21 protein-coding genes are annotated in these 25,479 nt (G+C 68.6%); 12 read left to right on the forward strand and 9 right to left on the reverse strand.

Annotated features, from left to right (window positions below):
• Genes mraY through ACOZBP_RS11225 form a run of 5 tightly spaced genes read left to right on the forward strand, consistent with a single transcriptional unit; the run spans position 1 to position 6,053 of the window.
• Positions 1 to 1,110 carry a phospho-N-acetylmuramoyl-pentapeptide-transferase gene (gene mraY, locus ACOZBP_RS11205; RefSeq protein WP_114816154.1) on the forward strand — a complete coding sequence of 370 codons (1,110 nt, stop codon included), beginning with the start codon at positions 1 to 3 and terminating at the stop codon, positions 1,108 to 1,110.
• A gap of 4 nt (positions 1,111 to 1,114) precedes the next feature.
• Entirely contained in the window at positions 1,115 to 2,596 is a 1,482-nt protein-coding gene (gene murD, locus ACOZBP_RS11210) for a UDP-N-acetylmuramoyl-L-alanine--D-glutamate ligase (protein ID WP_422676517.1), read from the forward strand.
• A complete protein-coding gene (gene ftsW, locus ACOZBP_RS11215) occupies positions 2,593 to 3,774 on the forward strand; it encodes a putative lipid II flippase FtsW (protein ID WP_422676518.1) in 1,182 nt (393 codons plus the stop codon). The genes murD and ftsW overlap by 4 nt, the downstream gene beginning before the upstream one ends.
• Before the next feature lie 13 nt (positions 3,775 to 3,787).
• On the forward strand, positions 3,788 to 4,873 hold the full coding sequence (gene murG / locus ACOZBP_RS11220) for an undecaprenyldiphospho-muramoylpentapeptide beta-N-acetylglucosaminyltransferase (RefSeq protein WP_422676519.1): 1,086 nt from the start codon (positions 3,788 to 3,790) through the stop codon (positions 4,871 to 4,873).
• Between the two features lie 49 nt (positions 4,874 to 4,922).
• On the forward strand, positions 4,923 to 6,053 hold the full coding sequence (locus tag ACOZBP_RS11225; RefSeq protein WP_422676520.1) for a mechanosensitive ion channel family protein: 1,131 nt from the start codon (positions 4,923 to 4,925) through the stop codon (positions 6,051 to 6,053).
• Between the two features lie 121 nt (positions 6,054 to 6,174).
• Here ACOZBP_RS11225 and ACOZBP_RS11230 read toward each other — a convergent pair whose 3' ends face one another.
• Positions 6,175 to 6,633 (reverse strand): hypothetical protein, encoded by a 459-nt coding sequence (locus ACOZBP_RS11230; RefSeq protein WP_422676521.1) that lies wholly within the window; start codon positions 6,631 to 6,633, stop codon positions 6,175 to 6,177.
• 71 nt (positions 6,634 to 6,704) lie between these two features.
• Here ACOZBP_RS11230 and ACOZBP_RS11235 point away from each other — a divergent pair, with 71 nt between their 5' ends.
• Complete coding sequence (locus ACOZBP_RS11235; RefSeq protein WP_422676522.1) at positions 6,705 to 7,574, forward strand: WecB/TagA/CpsF family glycosyltransferase; 870 nt, start codon at positions 6,705 to 6,707, stop codon at positions 7,572 to 7,574.
• A gap of 34 nt (positions 7,575 to 7,608) precedes the next feature.
• Here the strand turns inward: ACOZBP_RS11235 and smc are convergent, their stop codons facing one another.
• The 5 genes from smc to ACOZBP_RS11260 all read right to left on the reverse strand — a co-directional run bounded on the left by smc (position 7,609) and on the right by ACOZBP_RS11260 (position 13,633).
• Positions 7,609 to 11,049 carry a chromosome segregation protein SMC gene (smc, locus tag ACOZBP_RS11240; protein WP_422676523.1) on the reverse strand — a complete coding sequence of 1,147 codons (3,441 nt, stop codon included), beginning with the start codon at positions 11,047 to 11,049 and terminating at the stop codon, positions 7,609 to 7,611.
• A gap of 10 nt (positions 11,050 to 11,059) precedes the next feature.
• Positions 11,060 to 11,713 carry a DsbA family protein gene (locus ACOZBP_RS11245; protein ID WP_422676524.1) on the reverse strand — a complete coding sequence of 218 codons (654 nt, stop codon included), beginning with the start codon at positions 11,711 to 11,713 and terminating at the stop codon, positions 11,060 to 11,062.
• Positions 11,710 to 12,315, reverse strand: coding sequence for a DsbA family protein (locus tag ACOZBP_RS11250; RefSeq protein WP_422676525.1), 606 nt, complete (start codon positions 12,313 to 12,315; stop codon positions 11,710 to 11,712). The genes ACOZBP_RS11245 and ACOZBP_RS11250 overlap by 4 nt, the downstream gene beginning before the upstream one ends.
• A 24-nt stretch (positions 12,316 to 12,339) precedes the next feature.
• Positions 12,340 to 12,969, reverse strand: a complete 630-nt coding sequence (locus ACOZBP_RS11255) for a DsbA family protein (protein WP_422676526.1) — start codon at positions 12,967 to 12,969, stop codon at positions 12,340 to 12,342.
• Positions 12,970 to 13,069: 100 nt separating this feature from the next.
• Positions 13,070 to 13,633 (reverse strand): DUF721 domain-containing protein, encoded by a 564-nt coding sequence (locus ACOZBP_RS11260; protein WP_422676528.1) that lies wholly within the window; start codon positions 13,631 to 13,633, stop codon positions 13,070 to 13,072.
• A 21-nt stretch (positions 13,634 to 13,654) separates the two neighbouring features.
• Here ACOZBP_RS11260 and mutY point away from each other — a divergent pair, with 21 nt between their 5' ends.
• On the forward strand, positions 13,655 to 14,674 hold the full coding sequence (gene mutY / locus ACOZBP_RS11265; protein ID WP_422676529.1) for an A/G-specific adenine glycosylase: 1,020 nt from the start codon (positions 13,655 to 13,657) through the stop codon (positions 14,672 to 14,674).
• On the opposite strand, the gene ACOZBP_RS11270 is transcribed toward mutY, so the two are convergent.
• From ACOZBP_RS11270 to ACOZBP_RS11280, 3 genes are all read right to left on the reverse strand, one after another.
• Positions 14,671 to 16,818: a glycogen debranching N-terminal domain-containing protein gene (locus ACOZBP_RS11270; RefSeq protein ID WP_422676530.1), complete on the reverse strand. Its 2,148-nt coding sequence runs from the start codon at positions 16,816 to 16,818 to the stop codon at positions 14,671 to 14,673. The two genes, mutY and ACOZBP_RS11270, sit on opposite strands and share 4 nt — an antisense overlap.
• A 30-nt stretch (positions 16,819 to 16,848) precedes the next feature.
• Positions 16,849 to 18,015, reverse strand: a complete 1,167-nt coding sequence (locus ACOZBP_RS11275; protein WP_422676531.1) for a glycosyltransferase family 4 protein — start codon at positions 18,013 to 18,015, stop codon at positions 16,849 to 16,851.
• A gap of 131 nt (positions 18,016 to 18,146) precedes the next feature.
• Entirely contained in the window at positions 18,147 to 19,226 is a 1,080-nt protein-coding gene (locus tag ACOZBP_RS11280) for a site-specific DNA-methyltransferase (RefSeq protein WP_422676532.1), read from the reverse strand.
• Positions 19,227 to 19,387: 161 nt separating this feature from the next.
• Here ACOZBP_RS11280 and murC point away from each other — a divergent pair, with 161 nt between their 5' ends.
• The 5 genes from murC (at position 19,388) to ftsA (ending at position 25,266) form a co-directional block, all read left to right on the forward strand.
• A complete protein-coding gene (murC, locus tag ACOZBP_RS11285; RefSeq protein ID WP_422676534.1) occupies positions 19,388 to 20,833 on the forward strand; it encodes a UDP-N-acetylmuramate--L-alanine ligase in 1,446 nt (481 codons plus the stop codon).
• Positions 20,834 to 20,983: 150 nt separating this feature from the next.
• Positions 20,984 to 21,892, forward strand: coding sequence for a UDP-N-acetylmuramate dehydrogenase (murB, locus tag ACOZBP_RS11290; RefSeq protein ID WP_422676535.1), 909 nt, complete (start codon positions 20,984 to 20,986; stop codon positions 21,890 to 21,892).
• Between the two features lie 245 nt (positions 21,893 to 22,137).
• Complete coding sequence (locus tag ACOZBP_RS11295) at positions 22,138 to 23,073, forward strand: D-alanine--D-alanine ligase (RefSeq protein WP_422676536.1); 936 nt, start codon at positions 22,138 to 22,140, stop codon at positions 23,071 to 23,073.
• Positions 23,061 to 23,915 (forward strand): cell division protein FtsQ/DivIB, encoded by an 855-nt coding sequence (locus ACOZBP_RS11300; RefSeq protein WP_422676537.1) that lies wholly within the window; start codon positions 23,061 to 23,063, stop codon positions 23,913 to 23,915. The genes ACOZBP_RS11295 and ACOZBP_RS11300 overlap by 13 nt, the downstream gene beginning before the upstream one ends.
• Before the next feature lie 25 nt (positions 23,916 to 23,940).
• On the forward strand, positions 23,941 to 25,266 hold the full coding sequence (ftsA, locus tag ACOZBP_RS11305; protein WP_105563928.1) for a cell division protein FtsA: 1,326 nt from the start codon (positions 23,941 to 23,943) through the stop codon (positions 25,264 to 25,266).
• Positions 25,267 to 25,479: the final 213 nt, after the last annotated feature.

Consider the following 25,479-nt stretch of genomic DNA (forward strand, 5'->3'; position numbering starts at 1 on the left):
ATGTTCTACCTGCTCTATCTCTACTACGCGGACATTGCGCAGGAATATCCGCTGCTGCACCTGATCCAGTATCAGACCGTGCGCGTCGCCCTGGCCATGGCCACGGCCATGATCGTCGCGGTCGCCATGGGCAGCCGCTTCATCAACTGGATTCGCGCCAAGCAGGGCCGGGGCCAGCCGATCCGTGAGGACGGCCCGGTTTCGCACCTGTCCAAGGTCGGCACCCCGACCATGGGCGGGCTGATGATCCTGGCGGGCATCGGCGTTGCGGTCTTCCTCTGGGGCGACCTGACCAACCCCTATATCTGGATCGTCTCGGGCGTGACGGCGGCCTTTGGCGTGCTGGGCTTCATCGACGACTACGCCAAGGTGACCAAGCAGACCTCGGCGGGCCTGACCTCGAAACAGAAGCTGGCGGCCCAGGCGGTCGTCGCCGTGATCGCGGGCGTGCTGACCGTCGTCTGGATGACCTATTCCCCGACCTCGCCGGGGCTTGAGACCTCGATCGCCTTCCCCTTCCTCAAGGCTGTCCTGCTGAACATCGGCTGGTTCTATGTGGCCTTCGCCGCCTTCACCATCATCGGCTTCTCCAACGCCGTGAACCTGACCGACGGTCTGGACGGTCTGGCCATCGTGCCGGTGATGATGGCGGCGGGCGCCTTCGGCATCATCTCCTATCTGGTCGGCAACTTCGTCTTCGCCGAGTATCTGCAGGTTCACCACGTGCCCGGCTCGGGCGAGCTGGCCATCTTCTGCGCCGCAATGATCGGCGGCGGCATGGGCTTCCTCTGGTACAACGCCCCGCCGGCCAAGATCTTCATGGGCGACACCGGCTCGCTGGCCCTGGGCGGCGCGCTGGGCTCCATCGCCGTGGCCACCAAGCACGAACTGGTGCTGGGCATCGTCGGCGGCCTGTTCGTGGTCGAGGCCGCCTCGGTCATGATCCAGGTCGGCTACTTCAAGCTGACCGGCAAGCGCATCTTCCTGATGGCCCCGATCCACCACCATTTCGAGAAGATGGGCTGGCCGGAATCCACCGTCGTTATCCGCTTCTGGATCGTCGCCGCCATGCTGGCGCTGCTCGGTCTGGCCACGCTGAAGCTGCGCTGATCCCATGATCCCGGTTCCCGGCTTCGAGGGCAGACGCGTCGCGGTCTTCGGCCTGGGTCGATCCGGGATCACCGCCGCGCGCGCGCTTCACGCCGGCGGCGCCGTCCCCGTCCTGTGGGACGACGGCGTCTCGGGCCGTATGCAGGCCGAGGCGGAAGGCTTCATCGTCGAGGACCTGACTCGCGCCGACTGGTCGGGCTTCGCCGCCCTGGTCCTGTCGCCCGGCGCGCCGCTGACCCATCCCAAACCGCACTGGACCGTCGAGCGCGCCCATGCGGCGGGCGTGCCGGTCATGGGCGACGTCGAACTGTTCGCCCGCGCCCTGGACGCCCTGCCGCAAGGCCAGCGCCCCCGCGTCGTCGCCATCACCGGCACCAACGGCAAGTCCACCACCACGGCCCTGATCGGCTGGGTGCTGAAGTCGGCGGGCCTGAGCGTCCACATCGGCGGCAATATCGGCATCGGCGTCCTGGCCCTGCCGGCCCCGACGCCCGACGCCGTCTATGTCATCGAGGTCTCGTCCTACCAGCTGGACCTGACCACGACCTTCGCGCCCGATGTGGCCATCCTGACCAACATCAGCCCCGACCACCTGGACCGCCACGGCGGCATGGAGGGCTATGTCGCCGCCAAGGCGAAGTTGTTCCAGGCACACGGCGAGGGCCGCACGGCGATCATCGGAACCGATGAGCGATGGGGCAATGACATCTTCGATGCGCTTCTGTCGCGGGGCGGTTGGACCACCATGGTCACGACGCGCGTCTTGATGGTCGGAGGCGGGCGTCGCGGCGGAGTACCGGCGGATAAGATCGGGGAACGATTGTCCGAGGGCCGCGCGCGTTATTTCGACGCTGGCCACTTGGTGATGATGGAGGCTACGGACGGCGAACTGACCGCCGATAGCGTCATGATTGCTGATTTGACAAAGGCCCGCTCGCTGCCCGGTCGTCATAACGCCCAGAACGCCGCCTTCGCCTATGCCGCCGCCCGCGCGCTGGGCGTGTCGCACGACGCGGCGGTCGAGGGCCTGATGACCTTCCCCGGTCTGGCGCATCGGATGGAGGCCGTGGGCCGTCTCGGCGGCGTGCGCTTCATCAACGACTCCAAAGGCACCAACGCCGACGCCGCGCGTCAGGCCCTGGCCTCCTACCCCAGCGTCTTCTGGATCGCGGGCGGCAAGGCCAAGGAGGGCGGCATCGAAGCCTTGCGCGACCTCTTCCCCCACGTCGCCAGGGCCTATCTGATCGGCGAGGCCGCCGACGCCTTTTCCGTCACCCTGGCCGACACCCCGCACGTGGTGGCCCACACCATGGAGCGCGCGGTCGAGCTGGCCGCCGCCGACGCCGCCAAGGCCGGGGGCGAGCAGGTCGTCCTGCTGTCGCCCGCCTGCGCCAGCTTCGATCAGTTCCCTGATTTTGAGGTGCGGGGCGAAGCCTTCCGCGCCGCCGTGCTGGCGCTGGGCGCCCAGCCTGAGCCCGCCGCATGAGCCAGAGCTACAGCCACCCGTTTTCGCGCAACGACCAGAGCCTGATCGCGCGCTGGTTCTGGACCGTGGATCGCGGCCTGCTGGGCGCGGCCCTGACCCTGGTGGCGCTCGGCGTGTCGCTCAGCTTCGCCTCCAGCCCCGCCGCCATCCTGGCCGACGAGTCCATCACCGATCCCTTCCACTATTCCTGGCGGATGATCGTCTGGGCCTCGATGGGGACGACCGTCATGCTGACGGCGTCGCTGCTGTCGCCGCGCGGGGTGCGACGGATCGCGGTCCTGGCCCTGTTCGGCGCCATCGTGGTCATGGCGGCCCTGCCGTTTATCGGCGACACCGTGAAGGGCGCCGCGCGCTGGGTGAATCTCGGCCCGTTCAGCCTGCAGCCGTCCGAGTTCGCCAAGCCCGGCCTGATCGTCTTCGCCGCCTGGATGTTCGCCGAGGCCCAGAAGGGGCAGGGGGTTCCTGGCGTCAGCATCGCCTTCGGCCTGTGGGCCCTGACGGTCGGCCTGCTGTTGATCCAGCCCGACATCGGCCAGACCCTGCTGATCACCACCACCTTCATGGCCGTCTTCTTTATGGCCGGGGTGCCGCTGAAATGGGTGGCGGTCATCGCCGCCATGGGCGCGGGCGGGGTGGTGTCGCTGTATTTCACCTTCAGCCACATGCGCGACCGCCTCAGCCGCTTCCTGTCGCCCGAGACGACCGACACCCATCAGATCGACCGCGCCTCAGAGGCCATCCGCGCCGGCGGCCTGGTCGGGCGCGGCATCGGCGAGGGGGTGATGAAGCGTCATGTCCCCGACCTGCACACCGACTTCATCTATTCGGTCGGCGCCGAGGAATTCGGCCTGGTCCTCAGCCTGATCCTGATCGGCCTCTACGCCTTCATCGTCATCCGCGGGATGAAGAAGGCGATGAAGCTGAACGACCCGTTCGAGCAGACGGCGGCGGCGGGCCTCTTCATGCTGATCGGGCTTCAGGCCTGCATCAATGTGGCGGTGAACCTGAACCTGATCCCGACCAAGGGCATGACGCTTCCCTTCATCAGCTATGGCGGGTCGTCGATGATGGCCATGGGCCTGACCATGGGGTTCGCCCTGGCCCTGACGCGGCGCCGTCCGGGGGCCTATGAACCGGGCTCCAACATTTCGCCGCCGCGTCGTCGTCTGCTGCCGTAAGAGAGTATCGCCCATGGACAAGGTCTGCGTCGTCGCCGCCGGGGGCACTGGCGGTCACATGTTCCCCGCCGAGGCCCTGGCTCGCGAACTGGCCTCGCGCGGCTGGCGCGTGGTGCTGGCGACCGACGCGCGCGGCCAGCATTACGCCCATGCCTTTCCTGCCGAGGAGCGCCTGGCCCTGGACGCCGCGACCGGCAGCGGCCCCATCGGCCTGCTGAAGGCGGGCCTCGCCATCTGGCGGGGCGTGGGTCAGGCGAAGTCGGCCTTCGACCGCACCGGCGCGGACGTGGTGGTCGGCTTCGGGGGCTATCCTTCGGCGCCCGCTCTGGTCGCCGCCATCCTGCAGAAGCGTCCGACCCTGATCCACGAACAGAACGCGGTCCTGGGCCGGACCAACCGGATGCTGGCCCCCCGCGTCGGCGGCGTGGCCTCGGCCTTCCCGACCCTGGGCCGCGCGCCCGAAGCGGTGAAGGCGCGCGCCCAGGTCGTCGGCAACCCGGTGCGGCCCGACATCCGCGCCCTGTTTGACCGCGCCTATGTCGCCCCCGCCGGCGACGGCCCGATCCATGTCCTCGTGACCGGCGGCAGCCAGGGCGCCCGCATCCTGTCCGAGACCGCACCCCGCGCGCTGGCGGCCCTGCCCGAGGCCGTCCGCAACCGCCTGAAGGTGCAGCAACAATCACGGCCCGAGACGCTGGACAGCGCGCGTCAGATCTATCTGGAGGCCGGCATAGAGGCCGAGGTCGCCCCCTTCTTCCGTGACATGGCCGACCGTCTGTCGAAGGCGCATCTGGTCATCGGCCGCGCCGGGGCTTCGACCTGTTCGGAACTGGCGGTGGCGGCCTTGCCGTCCGTCCTGATCCCGCTGAAGATCGCCATGGACGACCACCAGACCCTGAACGCCCGCGCCTTGTCCGACGCCGGCGCGGCGCGCGTCATCGCCGAGGACGACGTGACAGTGGACAGCCTGACCGCCGTCTTGGCCGACATCCTGTCCGATCCGGCGAAGATGACTGTCATGTCCGCCGCCGCCCGCTCGGTCGCCATCCCAGACGCCGCCACCCGTCTGGCTGATCTGGTGGAGGCGGCGGCGCGCTGAAGCGCCGCACGGCCTTGGGTCGGGCGACGAAGCTGGCTAGGTTGAGCCCATGCCCCAGTTCGTCGTCGATCTGACCAACAACATCTTCGCCCTGTGGGCCCAGTTTTACTGGCTGCCCGAATGGGCCGTGGTCACCATCATCACCGCCGTCTTCGTCTTCATCGGCTGGGCGGCGAACCAGGTCGTCTTCGCCCTGCTGAAGCTGGCGGTGCGCAAGCGTGACCTCTTCTGGAAAGGCATGGTCGGCCGCGCCCGGCTGAAGGTGCGGATCGCGGTGATGATCATCGCCCTGGCGCTTGCGGTCACGGTGTCGCCGCTGGACCCCGAGCCGTCGCTGCTGATCCGCCGGACCCTGCTGTTCGCCTTCATCCTGGTCTGCGGCTGGATGATCGCGGGCGCGGTGGACATGGGGGCCATCGTCCATCTGCGTAAGTTCAACATGGAGGCCGAGGACAACCTCTATGCGCGCAAGCACGTCACCCAGACGCGCATCCTTCAACGCGTCGCCGCCATCCTGATCGGCCTGATCACCCTGGGGCTGGCGCTTCTGACCATTCCCGGCGTGCGCCAGTGGGGCATGTCGCTGCTGGCCTCGGCCGGGGTGGTCGGCATCGTCGCCGGTCTGGCGCTGCAACCCTTCCTGACCAACCTGATCGCCGGCATCCAGATCGCCACGGCCCAGCCGATCCGACTGGACGACGCCGTCATCGTCGAGGGCGAGTGGGGTCGGGTAGAGGAGATCACCTCGACCTATGTCGTGGTCAAACTGTGGGACTGGCGCAGGATGATCCTGCCCCTGACCTATTTCATCCAGAAGCCGTTCCAGAACTGGACCCGCGACAACGCCCGCCTGATCGGCGTCGCCTTCCTCTATGTCGACTACGAGGCGCCGATCGACCGGTTGCGCGTCAAGCTGGAGGCCATCGCCCACGCCTCGCCCCTGTGGGACGGCGACGTGGTCTCCTTGCAGGTCACCGACATCACCGAACGCGTGGCCCAGGTCCGCTGCCTGACCAGCGCCAAGAACGCCTCGGTCGCCTTCGACCTGCGCTGCGAGGTGCGCGAAAAGATGCTGGCCTTCATGCGGGATGAATGTCCGCAGGCCCTGCCGCGGGACCGCGTGGATCTGGATCGGAATGGACAGCGAATTCTCCCTCCCCTTCATGGGGAGGGTGGCTGAGCCCGAAAGGCGAGGCCGGGTGGGGGGCGCTTCGGCAAGTCAGGCGCAGTGTTCCATATCGCCACGCCCTTCCCACCCGGTCGCTTCGCGACCACCCTCCCCATGAAGGGGAGGGAGAACCTCAGTCCTTCATTCGCGCCCGCCCGATACGCACGGCGTCGGCGGGGGTCGCGGCATCCGCCGTATGGGGTTCTGGCCTACAGGCCACCGCCGCCAGTTCCGCCGCATCCCCGCCGGGGCTGATGGCAATGGGTTGCGATTGGGTCGGCGTGACCGGCCCCTCAATGCCGTCGGCGCGCAGCGAGGCGAAGTCCAGCCGGTTCGCCGTCTGCGCCGCGCAGTCGAACCGCCACCACGACCAGCCGCCGGAATAGGCGACCCCGCCGATGACCATGTCCTCGTCGCTGACCTGCAAAGATCGCATCCGCACCCCCTCGCCGTCGAGCGTGATCGAGGCCGCATCGGCGAAGATCGCGAACCGCCCGACGCCGGTCAGGACCAGGGCCTGATCCTCGGCCATCGCCGCTGTCGCCAGCAGGCAGGCGAGGACGGCCGTCGTCATCATGAAGGCTGGTTTCATCCCGACATCCCGTGTTTCGTTAACCGCATCCGCAAACCACGTGTTGAGACGCGGGACGCTATAGCCAAGCCATGTATCAGGAGCCGCTCGGAGTCGATGCCGCCAGCGCCCCGCCCGACCGGCGGCGGCGCGAACGTCGTCCTTTCCGCCAGACGCGACGGCCCGAAGAGCGCGTCCGCATCCTGGGGGAAACCGTCGATCTGATGCGGCCCGAGGAAGTCCTGCTGCACGTCGAGCGCTGCATTGCGGCGGGCCAGCGCAGCGTCATCGCCAACCACAACCTGCATAGCCTCTACCTCTTGCCGCGCACGCCGGGGATGCGGCGGCTGTACGACATGGCGGACGTGGTCGAGCTGGATTCCACGCCCCTGATCCATTTCACGCGGCTGCTGGGCCTGCATAGCCGCCCCTTCCACCGCTGCACCTATCTGGACTGGCGCGACCAGTTCTGGAGCCTGGCCAACCGCCAGGGCTGGCGCGTGCTCTACGTCGGCGGGGCCGACGGGGTGGCGACGACGGCGGCGGAACGTCTGAGCGCCCGCTATCCGGGAGCGGCGATCAAGGGCCTGTCCGGCTATTTCGACGCTAGGCCGGGATCGCCGGGCAATGCCGCCGTCCTCGCCGAAATCACCGCGTTCAAGCCGAATGTCCTGTTCGTCGGCATGGGCATGCCGCGTCAGGAGTTGTGGATCGCCGAGAACATCGGGGTCCTGCCCGACGCCGTCATCCTGCCGGTCGGCGCCGCCTTCGACTATGAGGCGGGCGTGCAGAAGGCGGCGCCGCGCTGGATGGGGCGGCTTGGCGTCGAATGGCTGTTCCGCCTGTTCTCCGACCCGAAACGCCTGTTCGCGCGCTACTGCGTCGAGCCCTGGTTCCTGATCGGGCCAGCCATGGGCGACGTTCGCGAGGCGATGCGACGGCGGAAAACAACGCCCCACTGAATCCTTCCCCGCTGCGCAGGGGAGGATCGAGAGGTCAGCCCGCCACGATCTGCTCGGCCTGGTTCAGGTTGACGCTGACCAGCTGGCTCATGCCGCGTTCGGGCATGGTGACGCCATACAGGCGGTCCATCCGGCTCATGGTCACCGGGTTGTGGGTGATGACGATGAAGCGGGTGTCGGTGCGGCTGCGCATCTCGTGCAGCATCCGGCAGAAGCGGTCGACGTTGGCGTCGTCCAGCGGCGCGTCCACCTCGTCCAGCACGCAGACAGGCGCCGGATTGGCCAGGAAGACGCCAAAGATCAGCGCCGCCGCCGTCAGGGCCTGCTCGCCGCCTGACATCAGGCTCATGACCGAAAGACGCTTGCCCGGCGGGCAGGCGTAGATTTCCAGACCGGCCTCCAGCGGGTCGTCGCTTTCGACCAGCTTCAGCTCGGCCTGACCGCCGCCGAACAAGGCCTCGAACAGGGTCTTGAAGTTGGCGTTGATGACGTCGAAGGCCGCCGTCAGCCGCTCGCGGCCCTCGGCGTTCAGCTCGTCGATGCCGTCGCGCAGCTTGGCGATGGCCTGGGTCAGATCGATGCGTTCGGACTTCATGGCGCCCAGGCGCTCGCCGTATTCGGCGGCCTCTTCCTCGGCGCGCAGGTTGACGGCGCCCAAGGCCTCGCGCTCGCGCTCCAGCCCGCTCAGCAGGCTTTCCGCGCCGGCGGTGTCCGGCGGGCGGGCGATGGCGTCGTCGACCAGCTTCTGGCCCAGTTCGTCCGGCGACATCTGCGCCGTCTCGCGCAGGGTGGCCTCGGCCTCGACCAGACGCTCCGACGCGGCCTCGGCGCGCACGGCCAGACCGGCGCGGGCCTCGCGTGCGGCCCCGGCGGCGGCCTCGGCGGCGCGGCTGGCGCGGTCGCTGTCGGCGGCCGTGGTTTCGGCCAGGCTAAGGGCCTCGGCTGAGGCCGTCTTGCGCGTCTCGGCGGCGATCAGGGCGTCCATCAAGGCGCCGCGCTGCTCGGCGAAGCCCTGCGGCGCGATCTCGGCCTGTTTCAGCAGGGCGGCGGTCTTGTCTGCGTCCCGGCCCAGGGCGGCGACGCGGGCGGCGCTTTCCCTGGAGCGTCCGGCCCAGCCTTCGTGGGCGCGGGTCAGGCTGCCCAGACGCTGTTCACGTCCGGCGCGGTCGCGGGCTTCCTCGTCGCGGGTCGAGCGCGCTGCCTGGGCGGCTTGGCGGGCCGCATCCGCAGCGACGCGGGCGGCGGCCAGTTCATCGCGCAGACCGGCGATGGTCTCGGATGGGGCTTCGACGCTCTGCGCGGCCTCCAGCGCGGCCCTGGCCTCTGCAACCTCGCCGTCCAGACGGGCGACGGTCTCGTCCAGAGCCTGTGCGCGGGCCTCGCGCCGGGTCTGGTCGCGCATCAGGCTTTCGACCCGGTCGCGACCGGCGGTCACGGCCTTGTCGGCGGCGAAGGGCTTGAGGCGCGCGGTCTTCACCGCCTCCTCAGCGGCGCGGAAGGCTTCGGTCGCGCTCTTCTGGGCGGTCTGTGCGGTTTCCAGCGCGGGCTTGCCCGTGTCGATCTCGGCTTCCAGTTCGGCCAGTCGCGCGCGCTGGGCCAGTCGCACCGCCGCCGGACGCGGGGCCTCGGCGCGGCTGACGAAGCCGTCCCAGCGATAGAGGTCGCCCTCGACCGTCACCAGGCGGGCGCCGGTCGGCAAGGTCTTGGCCAGACGCGGCGCTTCGGACTGGCTGGCCACGACGCACAGGGCCAGACGCGCGGCCAGTTCATCGGGCGCGGTCACATGGGCGGCCAGCGGGGTCACGCCCTCGGGCCAGACCGGCGAAGGGGCGTCGGCGCCCGCCCAGTGCGCGGCGGCGCGGGCGTCCAGCGCTGCGTCCAGATCGTCGCCCAGAGCCGCAGCCAACGCCGCCTCATAACCCTTGGCCGCCGACACCTTGTCCAGCGCGGGCGGATGGTCGCGCTTGCCGCTGACCAGCAGTTGCGCCAGGCCGCGCGCCTCGGTCTGCAAGCGGCCCAGACGGTCCTCGGCGGCGCGGGCGGCCGTGCGGGCCTCGGCCTCGACGCGGGCCAAGTCGCCGCGCGCGGCTTCGGCGGCCTCGACGGCTTCGCGCGCCGCCGTCAACTCAGCCTGCGCCGTCTCAAGCGCCGAGCGGGCGACGGCCAGTTCCGGCGTTTCCAGCGGACCCAGGGCCTCGCGTTCGCGCTTGGCCTGTTCGAACTGGCCGACGACGCGGGCCAGCCGCGCCTCGGCGTCGCGCTTCCTCGCGCTCTCGGCGTTGGCGCGAGCCTCGACGGCGGCCAAGGTTCCGGCCAGACGTTCGACCTCGCCGTCGGCGGCCTTGCGCGCGTCCTCGGCGACGAGCAGCGCCTTCTCCAGCTCCGGCCCGCGCTCCGGCGCGGCGGCGATCTCGGCCTTCAGCCTGGTCAGTTCGTGGTCCAGCCGGTCCAGTTCGCGCTTGGCGTCGGCGGCCATGCGTTCTTCGCGCTCGACGTCGGCGCTGATGCGCGCCGCCTCGGCCTTCAGCCGGTCGACCTCGGCGCGGGCGGCCTGTTCGGCCATGTCGAGACGGTCGCGTTCCAGGGTGGCGCGGTGCAGCAGGGCGCCGGCGACGGCGTCCTCTTCGCGCGCGGGCTTCATCGCCTCCTGCGCCTTCAGGGCCTCGGCCTCGGCCCTGGTGGCGGCGACGACGGCCTCGGCCACGGCGCGGTCGGCGTCGCGCAGGTCCTGGCCCGCGACTTCCGCCGCCGCCTTGGCGTCGTTCCAGCGCACGTAGAGCAGGGCGGCCTGCAGGGCGCGGATCTCGGCCGAGATCTTCTTGTACTTCTCGGCCTGACGCGCCTCGCGCTTGAGCCGGTTCAGCGCCGTCTCCAATTCACGCCCGATGTCGTCCAGCCGGTCGAGGTTGGCCTCCGCCGCCTTGAGCCGCAGCTCAGCCTCGTGCCGCCGGGTGTGCAGACCGGACACGCCGCCGGCCTCTTCCAGAATACGTCTGCGGTTCTGCGGCTTGGCGGCGATCAGTTCGGAAATCTGGCCCTGCCGCACCAGGGCCGGGCTGTTGGCCCCGGTCGAGGCGTCGGCGAACAGCAGCTGGACGTCGCGGGCGCGGACCTCCTTGCCGTTGATGCGATAGGTCGAGCCCTGGCCTCGGTCGATGCGGCGTGACACCTCCAGCACGGGGGCGTCGGTAAAGGGCTGAGGCGCGCGCTTCTGGGCGTTGTCGATGGTCAGGACGACTTCGGCGTGGCTGCGCGGCGGACGGCCTGCGGCGCCGGCGAAGATGACGTCGTCCATGCCCTGGCCGCGCATGGCCTTGGCCGAGTTGGCGCCCATGACCCAGCGCAGGCTTTCCAGCACATTGGACTTGCCGCAGCCGTTCGGCCCGACCACCCCGGTCAGGCCGGACTCGATCTGGACTTCCGCCGCGTCGACGAAGGATTTGAAGCCGACGAGCTTCAGTCTCTGGAATTGCATAAGCGGGGGCTTAGCGCCCCTTGATCAGCGGGTCGATGGCCGCCGACAGGGTTTCAATCGAATGATCGGCCATGCGGCGGCCGTTGACGAAGAAGGTCGGCGTGCCATCCACGCCGGCGGCGACGGCGCCCTCCACGTCCGCTTGCAGGGCTTCTTGCGTCGCGGGGTCCGCCAGACAGGCTTCGATCTGCGGCTGGGTGCGGCCGCTTACGCCGACGGCGCCCATGTACCAGTCCCGGACACTGCCGCTGGCGAAGGCCGTAGTCTGGTTGGCCATGAAGTAACGCGCCACATCGAAGAACCTGTCCGGCGCGGCGCAGCGACCGATGGCGGCGGCGGTCGTTGCGACCTGGGCGGGTTGCGTGGGCAGGTCGCGGAACACCAGCTTGACCTTGCCGGTGTCGATGTAGCGCGACTTGAACGTCGGCAGGACGTCGTTGGTCCAGTCGGCGCAGTGGCTGCAGGTGAAGGAGGCGTATTCGATGACCGTCACCGGGGCGTCAACGCGCCCCAGCACCCGGTCGCTGGCGGTCACCGAGGGCACGGCGGCGGCCGTCGAGGCCGTCCTTGTCGCCGAGGACGTGTCGGCGGCGAAGACGCCGGGCGCAACCGTCACCAGCGCCGCCGCCAACGGCAGGGCGCGCCACAGGGATTTGATCGTCATTTCGCCACCAGAAGAGAATCGATGTGCTGCGACAGGCCGTCCAGCGAACGGTCGCTGACGGTCTCGCCGTTGATCATGAAGGTGGGGGTGCCGGTCACGCCGGCGTCCTGCGCCGCCTTGATGCGCTTTTCCATCGCCGCCACGCCGGCCGGGTCGGCCACGCAGGTCTGGAACTGGGCTTCGCTCAGCCCTGCCTCACGCGCAGTGCGCAGCAGGATGTCGCGGGGCGGCGTGCCGGAATGAAGCTCGGGCAGGGCGCGCATGATCTGATCGACCACGTGGAAATACTGTTCCTCGCCCGCGCACCGCGCCAGCAGGAAGCCCGCGACCGCCACGTCCTGCGGCGGGGTGGGAAACTCCCGGAAGACGAAGCGCACCTTGTTGGTGTCCACGTATCTGGCCTTGAACTGGGGCCAGACCTGCTCGTTCCAGGCGGCGCAGCCGGAGCAGGTGACGGAGGCGTATTCGACCACCGTCACCTTGGCGCCCTCGGGCGCGCCCAGAGCCATGTCGCCCTCGATCGGGGTCGCGTCCTTGCCGGTGCAGGCGGCCAGCACCAGCATGGCGCCCAGGGCCGCAGCCCCTGCCAGCTTCCTCAACATGACGACGCCCCCGCTTGGTTGAAACTACTTCGCCAGTTCCGCGTCGATGGCTTCCGACAGGCCCGACAGGCTGCTGTCGATGACCTTGGTGCCGTTGACCATGAAGGTCGGCGTGCCGGTCACGCCGGCGTCGATGCCGGCCTTGATGCGGTTGCTCATTTCTTCGATGGCGGCCTTGTCGCTGATGCAGGCCTCGGTCTGCTCCTGGCTCAGGCCGGCGGCGGCGGCGGCGCGGAACAGGGTGGTGCGCGGTGCGACGCCCGCCATCCATTCCTTCTGGCTGGCCATGATGTCGTGAACCACGTCGAAATACTTGTCCGGCCCGGCGCAGCGCGCGATCAGGAAGCCGGCGACGGCGATGTCCTGCGGCGGGGTCGGGAACTCGCGGAAGACGAAGCGGATCTTGTCGTTGTCGACATACTTGGTCTTGATCTCGGGCCAGACTTCTTCGTTCCAGACGGCGCAGTGGCCGCAGGTGATCGAGGCGTATTCGATCACGGTGACCTTGGCGTCCTCGCCGGCGCCCATGGACATGTCGCCTTGTGCGGCGCCGCCCGTCTTGGCGGTGCAGCCGGCGACGGTCGCCATGGCGGCCAGGGCGGCGGCGGTCAGGGCCGCGCGGCGGCTCATCGATGCGTAACGGAACGTAGCCATGGGGCGTCCTTGGTCGAGAGTGTGACTCTGAAGGATGGCGCGATTCCCGGGGACGCGCGCCATCCAGATACTTGTCGAGAACAGGTGCGGCGAAGGTTTGTCAACGGCGCTCGTTTTCCGGGGGCTGAGACAGCACAGCCCGGCCCAGTTTTCTGAGCGCCGCCCTCAATCCGTCAGGGGCGTCCTCCACAGCGGCGGCCAACTCGGCTTCGACCGAAGCGGGGAGGGGCGGCAAGACGGCCCGGCCGCGCGGACGGGCTTTGGCGCCAGCTGCGGTCAGGGGCTTCACCGGACCCTGGGCGATGCGCAGTCTTTCGACGGATCCGGCCCCGAGAAACAGATTCACGCGCTGGATGATGTCCTCGGACTGATGCTGCACCAGCAGGGCGGCGGGGCCGGCCACGCGCAGTTCCAGCGTGCCGCCGGCGGTTCCTCGTCCCTTGGTCAGCTTCTGCGGGCGGGTGACGCGGGCCAGGCGCTCGCCCACGATCTCGACCCAGCGGGGTTCCAGGGCGCTGGCCCCGCGTCCGAACTGGGCGTCCAGCTTCTTGATCAGGGGCGCCAGCGAGCGGCCGGCCGGCGGCGGCGGTCGCAACGGCGGTCGCGTCCTGCGTCGAGCCAGGATTTCGCGGGCTTCGCTTTCGGTGGGCAGAGGACGACGCATTCATCCTGTATATCGCGACACATGCTCGACGTCTCTTCCCTCCGCGCCGCCCTGCTTGATTGGTACGACGCCCATGCGCGGACCCTGCCGTGGCGCGCCCCGCCGGGGTCGGGGACGCGCACCGATCCCTATCGGGTCTGGCTGTCCGAGGTCATGCTGCAACAGACCACGGTGCCGCACGCCGCCCCCTATTTCGAGCGCTTCACCGCCCGCTGGCCCACCGTCAGCGACCTCGCCGCCGTTGAGGACGCCGATCTGATGGCCGCATGGGCGGGGCTGGGATACTACGCCCGCGCCCGCAACCTGCTGGCCTGCGCCCGCGCCGTGGCCAGGGATCACGGCGGCGTCTTTCCTGACACTGAGGCGGCGCTTCTGGCCCTGCCGGGGGTGGGCGCCTATACCGCCGCCGCTGTCGCCGCCATCGGCTTTGACCGGCCGGCCAACGTCGTGGATGGCAATGTCGAGCGGGTCATGAGCCGGCTGTTCGCGGTCGAGACGCCCTTGCCTGCCGCCCGGCCCGAGTTGAAACGTCTGGCGGCTCGGTTCGTTTGCGCAGATCGAGCCGGAGACTGGCCCCAGGCCCTGATGGATCTCGGTTCCGGCGTCTGTCGTCCCAAATCGCCGTCATGCGAACTCTGCCCCCTGGCCTTCGGCTGCGAGGGCCTGAAGACGGGCGAACCGGCTCGCTATCCGCTGAAGACGAAAAAGGCCGAGCGCCCCCACCGTCTGGGCCACGCCTTTGTCCTGCGCGACGCCCAGGGACGGATCGGTCTGGTGAGACGGCCGGACAAGGGCCTGTTGGGCGGCATGACGGGCCTGCCGACCTCGGACTGGAGCGCGGCGCCGGCGTTCCAGCCCCCGGTTCCGGCGGACTGGACCGAAGCGGGCGCGATCGAACACGTCTTCACCCACTTCAGCCTGACCCTGACGGTTCATGTCGGTGCGGGGGACGGCGACTTTCTCTGGACCCCTGCCAACGACGCCTTGAGCGCGCTCCCGACGGTGTTCCGGAAGGCGCTGGAGCGTGGCCTGGCGACCTAGCCGGTCACGCGCAGATTGACGATGCCGCTGCGTTCGCGCGGCATCACGACCACCTGGCCGTCCAATCGCTGGAAGTGCAGGTCGATGACCCCGTCGCCGACCTGAAGTCGCGTGATCGACAGCCGATCCACGCCCGGCGGCAGGGTCGGATCGGCGATCTCGACCAGTTGCTCGGTCGCGTCGATGGACAGGCCCAGCGCCGCCTGCAGCATCAGAAAGACGGAACCGGCGGCCCAGGCCTGAGGCAGGCAGGCTACCGGATAGGCGATCGGCGGCTCGCCGGTCTCGCGGATGAAGCCGCAGAACAGTTCGGGCAGGCGCAATTGGAAATGGGCGGCCGCACCGTAGATCTCGCCCAGCAACATGGCCACCGCCCGCCGTTCGCCATAGCCCGCCATGCCCGCCGCCGCCATGGCCGTGTCGTGCGGCCAGACCGAGCCGTTGTGGTAGCTCATCGGATTGAAGCGAGCCTGCCCCTTGGCGAGCGTGCGCAAGCCCCAGCCGGAGCGAAACTCCGCCGTCAGCATCCGCCGCGTCACCAGACGGGCGCGCTCGGGTTTGGGCAGGCCGCTGAACAACAGGTGCCCGGCGTTGGAACCGATCGCCTGCATCTGCCTGCCGTCGCCGTCGAGGGCCACGGCATAGAAGTTCTGGTCCTCCATCCAGAAGCGGTCTTCGACCAGCGACCTCACGGTCTCCGCCCGGGCTCTCCACTCCTGCGATCGACTGTCGCTCAGGAGCACGCCCATGTCGGCCATGGCCGTCCAGGCGGCGAAGGCGTAGCCCTGAACCTCCAGCAGGGCGACGGGCCCCTTGGGAAAGCAGCCGTCCCGGTCGAAGATGGAGTCTTCGGAATCCTTCCAGCCCTGGTTCGACAGGCCGGTCTCTGCGGCCCGGGCGTAGTCGATCAGACCATCGCCGTTCGAGTCGCCGTAGTCCGTCATCCAGCCCGCTGCTGCGATCAGGTTTGGCCACAGCCTGCGGATGGTCGCCAGGTCGCCTGTGCGTTTGAGGTAGGCCCCTGCCAGGGCGACGAACAGGCAGGTGGTGTCCACCCCTCCGTAATAGAGGCCGAACGGCACCTCGCCCAGCACCGACATCTCGCCGCCGCGCGTCTCGTGCATGATCTTGCCCGGGGCTGAATCCATGAAGGCGTTGACCTCGGTCGCCTGACGCGACGCCAGATAGGTCAGGACGCCGCGCGCCAGACTGGGGTCGATCCACAGCATCTGCCAGGCGGTGATGATGCCGTCGCGTCCAAAGGGGGTCGAGAACCAGGGAACCCCGGCGTAGGGATAGGGACCGGTGGGCAGGTCGGTCGTCAGCAGGGCCACATCGGTTCGCGACTGGGTCAGCCAGTCATTGATGCGGGGATTGCGCGGGGCCCGCACGCTGGCGCCGCGTCGAAGTCTTCGACGGATGGCCAGGCGCGCCTGGACGGCTTTCAAGCGCCACCGGTCCTTGTCGGGCGTGTCGCAGGCATCGACGCCGCACTCGATGTAGAGGTCCAGATTCTTGCCCTTGGGCAGGCTGAACATGAACTCGGCCCGGCTCGCGCTCAGACGCGCGGGCGGCTCGGAAAAGGACAGGCAACTGGTGCGGACCGTTTCGTCCAGCCCGGTGTAGCGGAAGGTGACGCGGCGCCCGTCCATCGACGGCGCATGAACTTCTCCACGTTTTGCTCTGGGCGTTCCGCGGACCTGGAAAATGTCGGCGAAATCGGCCCCGAAGTCGAAAGCCAGCGGCAGGAGGATGTCCTCGATGCCGTGGTTGACCATCCGCACCCGCTCAAACAGCCGCCTGTCCCAGAGGAAGCGCCGCCTTTCCAGGTGCAGCACGCCGGCCGGCGCAGAACGGCCGCCCATCGGCGGCAAGGGGCGGTTGGTCGAATGGCAGGTGAAGAAGACGTTGTCCTTCGTCACTCCGGAACTGAGCCGGGATGGGCGCGCCCGTCCGACTGTCAGCACAAGATGCGACAGCAGACGCGTATCCCGATCAAACAGGCCGTCTGCGCCGCTTTTCACGTCGCCCCAGTGGTCCGCCACCAGAAAGGTGTCGGCGTCCTTCAGCGCCATCAGGGTCTCGAGACCGTCCTGGTCGTTGGTGTCGGCGGCCGTGGTCTGGACCGAATAGGCGTCGTCCATGGTCTGCCTCGCTTCAGCACGGGTAGTCGCTCATGCACCCCTGAGAGAAATGGCCGAAGTCGCGAAGGGTTCAGCCGGAACGCTTCCAGGCGCCGCGAAGATGCGATCCTCGTTGGCGACGCGGGGCGTCGAGCGAACGCCGTCCAGAACGTGAGCTGCATAAGGCCGACGGGCCAGCAGATCGCCGTAGACGTCGAGATAGCGTCGCGCCATGGCCGTGGCGGAGAAACGCAGATCGAACCGCGCCCGGATCGCCTCGCGGTCCAGAAGATGCGCCTGTCCGGCGGCGACCACCGCCTGGTCCAGCGTATCGACCAGAAAGCCCGTCGCGCCATGCTCGATGATTTCGGGCGTCGATCCACAACGGAAGGCAACGACAGGCGTGCCGCAGGCCATGGCCTCGATCATCACCAGGCCGAAAGGTTCGGGCCAGTCGATGGGGAAGAGCAGGGCCTCGGCCCCGCCGAGGAAGGCCGACTTCTGATGATCGCCGATCTCGCCAATGAACTCGATCAGGGGATTGGCGTCGATCATCGGCTTGATGACCGTCTCCCAGTAGGCCTTGTCCGCGGCGTCGACCTTGGCGGCGATCTTCAGCGGCTTGCCCAGGCGCGTGGCGATCTCAATGGCGCGGTCTGGCCGCTTCTCGGGCGAGATGCGGCCCAGGAAGGCCAGATAGCCCTGCGATTTGGGCGAGAAGCGATAGAGGTCGCCGGGCATGCCGTGATGCACGGTCGCCTTCCAGTTGGCGTCTGGCAACGGGCGGCGCTGATCGTCGGAGATGGAGACCAGCCCGAACTCGGACCAGCGCTCATAGACCTCGGGCAGGTCCTTCAGGTCCAGCCGCCCGTGCAGGGTTGTGATGGTCTTGTCGGCCAGGTCGCGGAAGAAGGGAAACTGAATGATGTCGGTGTGAAAATGGATCACATCGAAGTCGTCGGCCCGATCCAGAACCTCGGCCAGCAGGGTCATGTGCGCGGCCATGTCTGACTTGAGCGGCGCCGGGTCGAGCCGGATGGCCTGGTCCCGCACGGGGATCAGTCGCGCGCGCGTCTCGGCGTCGGCGCTGGCGAACAGGGTGACGTCGTGACCCAGCTCAACCAGGGCGTCTGTCAGATGGGCGACCACCCGTTCCGTGCCGCCGTAGAGACGCGGGGGCACGGCCTCGTACAAGGGGGTTACCTGTGCAATTTTCATGTCGTGGCTCCAGCGCCCCCGATGGAGCACTGGAGTCGTCAACACGGGCTGACGGCCGAAGTTCCAGCGTTGCCGGAACGATAAAATATTAGCCTGACCTAGGGCTTACCGCAGGTGCGAACAGGCGCGGCCTATTGCATCCCCGCGCGGATTTCCGTGCGCAGGGCGTCGATGGGCTTGAGGCCGGTGTCGGTCTTGAAGCGCCAGTAGGTCCAGCCGTTGCAGGCCGGGGCGTTTTCCAGAAGGGCGCCCAGCTTGTGGATCGAGCCGGTCATGGAGCCGGACACCAGCGATCCGTCGGCGCGCACGCGGGCCTCATGGTCGCCCTTGGGGCAGTAGAGCTTGTCGCCCGGCGCCAGCAGGCCGGCTTCGACCAGGGCGCCGAACGGCACCTTGACCTCGGTCTTCTTGGAGCCGGTGACGACGAGGTCCTCGGGCGCGGTAGGGATGACGGCCTTGATGCGCTTCTCGGCCACCTTGGCGTAGCCCTCGTCGCGTTCGATGCCGATGAAGCGGCGTCCCAGGCGCTTGGCCGCAGCCCCCGTGGTGCCGGTGCCGAAGAAGGGGTCCAGGATCACGTCGCCGACGCGGCTGGCCGACAGGATGACCCGGTGCAGCAGGGCCTCGGGCTTCTGGGTCGGGTGGGCCTTGTCGCCGTTCTCGTCCTTCAGGCGCTCATTGCCGGTGCACAGGGCCAGGGTCCAGTCCGAGCGCATCTGGGTGTCTTCGTTAAAGGCTTTCAGCGCGTCGTAGTTGAAGGTGTAGCGCTTCTGCTCGCGCGACTTGGCGGCCCAGATCAGGGTCTCGTGCGCATTGGTGAAGCGCGTGCCCTTGAAGTTCGGCATCGGGTTGGACTTGCGCCAGATGATGTCGTTCAGCACCCAGAAGCCCAGGTCCTGCATCGCCGAGCCCAGTCGGAAGATGTTGTGATAGCTGCCGATGACCCAGAGCGAGCCCTCGTCCTTCAGCACCCGGCGGCACTCGCCCAGCCAGGCGCGAGTGAAGGCGTCATAGGCGGCGAAGCTGTCGAACTTGTCCCATTCGTCATCGACCGCATCGACCTTGGAATTGTCGGGACGCAGCAGGTCGCCGCCCAGTTGCAGGTTATAGGGAGGATCGGCGAAGACCATGTCCACCGACTTGTCCGGCAGGCCCTTCAGCACCTCGATGCAGTCGCCACGCAGGATGACGTCGGTCTTCAACTCGGACATGGATAAGCGGCCCCGGACAGATGAGGACCTTATGGTGAATCCTTACGGTTAAGGCGGAGTAACCAAACTTAAGATCCGGGCGGATCTATAGAATCCTTCTCCCACAGGGGGAGAAGGCAAAGATGGTGCAAATCGCATCCCGTCTGAGCTATGAGGCCAGGATGATCGCACGCCTTCGCCCCGTCCCGTTCGCCCTTGGGCCTGTCCACTTCGTCGGTATCGGCGGCATCGGCATGAGCGGCATCGCCGAGATCATGCTGAAGATCGGCTATCAGGTGTCCGGCTCGGACGCCAAGGCCAGCGCCAACACCGAGCGGCTGGAGCGCCTGGGCGCCCGCATCTACATCGGCCATGACGCCGCGCACGTGACCGAGGGCGTCTCGGCGGTGGTCTATTCGACAGCGGTCAAGGCGGCCAACCCCGAACTGGTCGTGGCGCGCGAGCGTCGCATTCCCCTGGTCCGCCGGGCCGAGATGCTGGCCGAGCTGATGCGCCTGCAATTCTCGATCGGCGTGGGCGGCACCCATGGCAAGACCACGACCACCTCCATGGTCGCGGCCCTGCTGGACGCGGCGGGTCTGGACCCGACGGTGGTCAACGGCGGCATCATCAACGCCTACGGCACCAACGCCAAGGTGGGCGAGGGCGACTGGATCGTGGTCGAGGCCGACGAGAGCGACGGCAGTTTCCTGCGCCTGAAATGCACCGTGGCCATCATCACCAATATCGATCCTGAACACCTGGACCACTACGGCGACTTCGACGCGGTCAAGAAGGCCTTCTGCGACTTCATCGAGGACATTCCCTTCTACGGTTTCGGCGTGGTCTGCCTGGACCACCCGGAAGTGCAGAAGCTGGCGGCCCAGATCGACAACCGCCGCCTCGTCACCTACGGCCTGAACCCTCAGGCCATGGTCCGCGCCGAGAACGTGCAGATGTCGCCCGACGGCGCCCGTTTCGACGTGGTGGTGCAGGGCCAGGGTCTGGCCGCCCTGGACGAGCCGATCCGCATCGAGGGCCTCTATCTGCCCATGGCCGGCTGGCATAACGTCTCCAACTCCCTGGCCGCCATCGCCGTGGCCCGCGAACTGGGTGTGGACGACGACGCTCTGCGCGCCGGTCTGGCCGGCTTTGGCGGGGTCAAGCGCCGCTTCACCACCACGGGCGTCGTCGGCGGCGTGCGCGTCATCGACGATTATGGCCACCACCCGGTCGAGATCGCCGCCGTGCTCAAGGCCGCCCGTCAGGTGGTCCAGTCGGCGGACAACCCCGGCCGCGTCATCGCCGTGGTCCAGCCGCATCGCTACACCCGCCTGCGCGATCTGATGGAGGACTTCTCCACCTGCTTCTCGGACGCCGACGCCGTCCTGGTCGCCGACGTCTATCCGGCGGGCGAACAGCCGATCGAAGGCGTGGACAAGCACGCCCTGGCCGACGGCATCCGCCGCTACGGCCATCGCAACGTCGCCGCGCTGGAAAACGCCGCAGTCCTGCCGCGCGTCATCAAGGATGAAGCCAAACCGGGCGATCTGGTCGTCTTACTGGGCGCCGGCGACATCACCAGCTGGGCCTACGCCCTGCCGGCGCAGCTTGAGGCCTTGGGCTAGACCATTTCACCCGCTCATCCCGGCGGACGCCGGGATCCAGTGAGAGCTTAACGACGCGCCTTTGCCGCCCTACATCGGGCAGAACGCCAAACGGCTGGATGCAGCCAAAGAACTGGATCCCGGCGTCCGCCGGGATGAGCGGATTAACAGATGTCCTGGACTGACACCCTCCCCACCGTGCGCGGCAAGCTGCTGCTGAACGAGCCGCTGGGACCCTACACCTGGTTCCGGGTCGGCGGGGCGGCGGACGCCCTCTTCATTCCGGCGGACGCCGAGGATCTGGCCGACTTCCTCAAGGCTCTGCCCGAGGCCGTGCCCGTCACCATCATCGGCGTCGGCTCCAACCTGATCGTCCGCGACGGCGGGGTCGAGGGGGTGGTGATCCGTCTGGCGGGCCGCGCCTTCGCCGCCATCACGACCGAGGGCGACACCGTGACCACGGGCGCAGGCGCGCTGGACTCGATGGTGGCCAAGGCCTCGGCCAAGGCGGGCATCGCCGGGCTGGAGTTCTACGCCGGCATCCCCGGCACCATCGGCGGCGCCCTGACCATGAACGCCGGCTGCTATGGCGCTGAGACCAAGGACGTTCTGGTCTGGGCTTGGGGTCTGAACCGTCAGGGTCAGCGGGTCGAGCTGACGCTGGCCGACTTCGGCTACACCTATCGCCATTCCAACGCCCCGGCCGACATCATCTGGATGGAGGCCACCTATCGCGGCGCGCCCGACGCGCCCGAGGCCGTCGCCGCCCGCATCCACGAGATTACCAGCCGCCGCGAGACGACCCAGCCGATCCGCGAAAAGACCGGCGGCTCGACCTTCAAGAACCCCGAAGGCCATTCCTCGTGGAAGCTGGTCGACGGGGCGGGCTGGCGCGGCAAGCTGCGCGCCGAGACCGGCGGCGGCGCCAAGTTCAGCGAACTGCACGCCAACTTCATGATCAACCCGGGCGAAGCCACCGCCGCTGACATCGAAGCCCTGGGCGAAGCCGTCCGCGCCGACGTCCTGACCAAGACCGGCGTCCAGCTCGACTGGGAAATCAAGCGCATCGGCCGGAAGTAAAAGCGCGCCTCTCCCTCCCCTTCATGGGGAGGGTGGCTGACGCGAAGCGGCAGACGGGTGGGGGCGCTTTGGCAAATCAAGCGCCGCGCTCGGTATCGCCACGCCCTCCCCACCCGGTCGCTACGCGACCACCCTCCCCATGAAGGGGAGGGAGAGGCGCTTAAATTCCCCGCCCGTCCCGCTATCGTTTCCAACCGGTTAACCGTATTCAGGGCATAGGGGCGGGCTAGTAGTCGGATCGTCCCATGCGCGCGCCCCTGAACACCCTTCACGTCGCTGTCCTGATGGGCGGCCTGTCGTCGGAACGCGAGGTTTCGCTGTCGTCCGGTCGCGGCTGCGCCGACGCCCTGGAGGGGCAGGTGGCCAAGGTCACGCGCGTCGACGCCGGCCGTGATCTGGCCCAGGTCCTGACCGCCCTGAAGCCCGACGTCGTCTTCAACGCCCTGCATGGCGAATGGGGCGAGGACGGCTGCGTCCAGGGCATCCTTGAGACCCTGCGCATCCCCTACACCCACTCCGGCGTTCTGGCCTCGGCCCTGGCGATGGACAAGGACAAGTCCAAGGCCGTGCTGCGCGCGGCGGGCGTCGTCGTCCCCGGCGGCGGCCTGTTTGACCGCAAGGCGGTGGCGGCGGACCACGTCATCGCGCCCCCCTATGTCATCAAGCCGAACGCCGAGGGTTCCTCTGTCGGCGTCTATGTCATCCAGCCCGGCGATGCGCCCTGCGCCATCGTCGGCGACGACAGCTGGACCTATGGCGACCTGGTCATGGTCGAGCCCTTCATCGCGGGCAAGGAACTGGCCGTCACCGTACTGGGCGAGGCAGACGGCCCGCGCGCCCTGACCGTCACCGACATCACCCCGACCAAGGGCTTCTACGACTATGAGGCCAAGTACGCGCCGGGCGGCTCCAAGCACGTCCTGCCCGCCGAACTGCCCGCCCAGGTTTTCGAGGCGGCGCTGCGTCAGTCCGAGCTGGCCCACACGGCCATGGGCTGCCGCGGCGTGTCCCGATCCGACTTCCGTTATGACGATGTTAACGACGTTCTCGTTCTTCTGGAGGTCAACACCCAGCCCGGCATGACGCCGACCTCGCTCAGTCCCGAGCAGGCGGCCTATGTCGGGATGGCGTATCGTGATCTGGTTCGGTGGATGGTGGAGGACGCCTCATGCCCGCGGTAGTGCGTGGCGGTCGGCGACAGGGTTCGACAAAAGGCAAGGGGCAGGGGTCCCGCAAGGCGCCGGCTGCGCCGGGCAAGGTCGCCGCCATTGGTCGGCTGGACCTGTCTCCGCGCGCCGTCCTGATCTCCATCGTGGCGGGCGTCGTGGTTCTGGGCGGGGTCCTGGCCACCGGCGCGCGCGCCGAGCGCATATCCAACTCGGTCTCCAACAAGTTCGACACCGTCACCTCCGGCATGGGTCTGAAGGTCAAGCAGGTCCACGTCACCGGCGCCTCGCCCGAGGCCCGCGCCGCGATCCAGCAGGCTGTCGGCGTCCGCGCTGACCAGCCCATCGTCAGCCTTGACCTCAACGCCGTGCGCGACCGGGTCCAGGCCGTGGGCTGGGTCAAGGAGGCGCGCGTGGTGCGCCTGTTGCCCGACACCCTGATCGTCGACGTCAAGGAACACGACCGCCTGGCCGTCTGGCAGACCGCCGGGCACGCCTATGTCATCGACAGCGGCGGCAAGGTCATCCAGGGGGCCGACGCGGGCCGCTATCCCAAGCTGCCGCTGGTGGTGGGCAAGGGCGCCGATCAGACCGCGTCTGAAATCCTGCCGCTGCTGGCCCAGCGCCCGCGCCTGATGGCCCGCATCGAGGCCCTGGTCCGCGTGGACGAGCGCCGCTGGGACCTGCGCCTCAAGGACGGCAGCCTGATCCAGCTGCCCGCCGTCGATCAGGACAGCGCCCTGATCCGCCTCGACGCGCTGGATCAGCGCGAACGCCTTCTCGACCTGGGCTTCGCCCGGGTCGATCTCCGCACGCCCGAGGAGGTCGCCGTCCGGCCCTCCGAAGGCGCCGTCTGAACCGAATATCCAGGACACGATCATCATGGCCGGACGCAGCCGAGACACGAACACGGATCAAGCCAAGGGCGCCCCGCGCGCTCCGGCCGTGGCCGCGCTCGACCTGGGCCAGTCCAAGGTCGCCTGCTTCATCATGAAGCCCGAGGGCGTACGTCACGCCGACCGCACCATACGCGTCGCGGGCGCCAGCCACGTCCAGTCGCGCGGCGTGCGCGGCGGGGCCATCGTCAACATGGACGAGGCCGCCCAGGCCATCGGTCACGCGGTCGAGCGCGCCGAGCGCGCCGCCGGCTCGCCCGTCTCCGGCGTCATCGTCACCACGGCCATCGGCCAGATGGCCAGCCACCGGGTCCAGGCCCGCGTCTCGCTGGGCGCCCACCCGATCAGCGACGGCGACCTGGCCCGCGCCATCGGCATGGCCCTGGCCCAGATCCGTCTGCCCAACCGTCGCCCGATCCACGTCCTGCCCATCGCCTGGTCGGTGGACGGGGCGCGCGGCGTCCATGACCCGCGCTCGATGCGCGGCGGCTCGCTGGGCCTCGACCTGCTGGTCGTCTCCATGTCCGAAGGTTCGTTCGGCGCCCTCAGCCACTGCCTCGAACTGGCCCACCTCGACCTGCAAGGCGTCGCCGCCGCCCCCGTCGTCTCCTCGCTCGCCGCGCTGGAAGAGGACGAGATGGAGCTGGGCAGCGTCTGCATCGACATGGGCGGCGGCTCGACCTCTGCGGCGGTCTGGGGCGGGCGGTCCTTGCTCCACATCGAAAGCCTGAACGTCGGCGGCGATCACGTCACCGCCGACATCGCACGCGGCCTGTCGACCTCCAAGGTTGGCGCCGAGCGCCTGAAGACCCTGCACGGCTCGGCCATGGCCAGCGCCAACGAGGACCGCGAGATGCTGGAGGCCCCGCCGCGCGGCGAGGACCCGTCCGCCGGTCCTGTCATCGTCCCGCGCGCCATGCTCAAGACCGTCATCGCCCCGCGCGTCGAGGAAACCCTCGAATTGCTGCGCGACCGGCTCAAGCACGCCGGCGTCGGCATGGACCCGGGCGCCGGCATCGTCCTGACCGGCGGCGCCAGTCAGCTGAACGGCGTGCGTGAACTGGCCGTGCGCGTCTTCGACCGCCCAGTCCGCCTGGGCAAGCCGCAACGCGCCCCCCACCTGGCCGACGCCGCCTCCGGCCCGGCCTTCTGCTCGGCCTCGGGCGTCCTGCTGCGCGCCGCCTACGGCCCGCGTGAGGCGGTTTCCGCGCGCAAGCTGATGTCCCGTCAGATCACCGCCGCCGACGCCCCCAAGGTCCACCGCGGCGGCATGGTCGCCCGCGCCGCTGGCTGGCTGCGCGACAACCTGTAGCAGGCGTCGCAGCGGCCCGCCGCGAAATGCGGGCAAGTTATTGCCTCATTCGGCGACACGCCGTGATGCGATAACGTGCATAAAATCGAAAAATTGCGCCCCAATGAGCAAAATTTCTCGCTCTGCGCGTGATTTGTGGAATGACTTGCGATCGCGGAACATTCATCGGTCATGTGTGACCGGACTGTGGCCTCATTGTTACAGGTTTGACGC

Source organism: Brevundimonas sp. NPDC058933 (assembly GCF_049315965.1).
Lineage (GTDB): Bacteria > Pseudomonadota > Alphaproteobacteria > Caulobacterales > Caulobacteraceae > Brevundimonas.

What these genes read in the sequence shown, in the direction of transcription:
- ACOZBP_RS11255 (WP_422676526.1), bottom strand. Translation starts at nt 12,969, where the DNA reads ATGGCTACGTTCCGTTACGCATCGATGAGCCGCCGCGCGGCCCTGACC.
- ftsW (WP_422676518.1), top strand. Translation starts at nt 2,593, where the DNA reads ATGAGCCAGAGCTACAGCCACCCGTTTTCGCGCAACGACCAGAGCCTG.
- ACOZBP_RS11225 (WP_422676520.1), top strand. Translation starts at nt 4,923, where the DNA reads ATGCCCCAGTTCGTCGTCGATCTGACCAACAACATCTTCGCCCTGTGG.
- smc (WP_422676523.1), bottom strand. Translation starts at nt 11,049, where the DNA reads ATGCAATTCCAGAGACTGAAGCTCGTCGGCTTCAAATCCTTCGTCGAC.
- ftsA (WP_105563928.1), top strand. Translation starts at nt 23,941, where the DNA reads ATGGCCGGACGCAGCCGAGACACGAACACGGATCAAGCCAAGGGCGCC.
- ACOZBP_RS11300 (WP_422676537.1), top strand. Translation starts at nt 23,061, where the DNA reads ATGCCCGCGGTAGTGCGTGGCGGTCGGCGACAGGGTTCGACAAAAGGC.
- mutY (WP_422676529.1), top strand. Translation starts at nt 13,655, where the DNA reads ATGCTCGACGTCTCTTCCCTCCGCGCCGCCCTGCTTGATTGGTACGAC.
- ACOZBP_RS11270 (WP_422676530.1), bottom strand. Translation starts at nt 16,818, where the DNA reads ATGGACGACGCCTATTCGGTCCAGACCACGGCCGCCGACACCAACGAC.
- ACOZBP_RS11245 (WP_422676524.1), bottom strand. Translation starts at nt 11,713, where the DNA reads ATGACGATCAAATCCCTGTGGCGCGCCCTGCCGTTGGCGGCGGCGCTG.
- ACOZBP_RS11250 (WP_422676525.1), bottom strand. Translation starts at nt 12,315, where the DNA reads ATGTTGAGGAAGCTGGCAGGGGCTGCGGCCCTGGGCGCCATGCTGGTG.
- murC (WP_422676534.1), top strand. Translation starts at nt 19,388, where the DNA reads ATGATCGCACGCCTTCGCCCCGTCCCGTTCGCCCTTGGGCCTGTCCAC.
- ACOZBP_RS11295 (WP_422676536.1), top strand. Translation starts at nt 22,138, where the DNA reads ATGCGCGCGCCCCTGAACACCCTTCACGTCGCTGTCCTGATGGGCGGC.
- ACOZBP_RS11235 (WP_422676522.1), top strand. Translation starts at nt 6,705, where the DNA reads ATGTATCAGGAGCCGCTCGGAGTCGATGCCGCCAGCGCCCCGCCCGAC.
- mraY (WP_114816154.1), top strand. Translation starts at nt 1, where the DNA reads ATGTTCTACCTGCTCTATCTCTACTACGCGGACATTGCGCAGGAATAT.
- ACOZBP_RS11280 (WP_422676532.1), bottom strand. Translation starts at nt 19,226, where the DNA reads ATGTCCGAGTTGAAGACCGACGTCATCCTGCGTGGCGACTGCATCGAG.
- murD (WP_422676517.1), top strand. Translation starts at nt 1,115, where the DNA reads ATGATCCCGGTTCCCGGCTTCGAGGGCAGACGCGTCGCGGTCTTCGGC.
- murB (WP_422676535.1), top strand. Translation starts at nt 20,984, where the DNA reads ATGTCCTGGACTGACACCCTCCCCACCGTGCGCGGCAAGCTGCTGCTG.
- ACOZBP_RS11230 (WP_422676521.1), bottom strand. Translation starts at nt 6,633, where the DNA reads ATGAAACCAGCCTTCATGATGACGACGGCCGTCCTCGCCTGCCTGCTG.
- murG (WP_422676519.1), top strand. Translation starts at nt 3,788, where the DNA reads ATGGACAAGGTCTGCGTCGTCGCCGCCGGGGGCACTGGCGGTCACATG.
- ACOZBP_RS11275 (WP_422676531.1), bottom strand. Translation starts at nt 18,015, where the DNA reads ATGAAAATTGCACAGGTAACCCCCTTGTACGAGGCCGTGCCCCCGCGT.
- ACOZBP_RS11260 (WP_422676528.1), bottom strand. Translation starts at nt 13,633, where the DNA reads ATGCGTCGTCCTCTGCCCACCGAAAGCGAAGCCCGCGAAATCCTGGCT.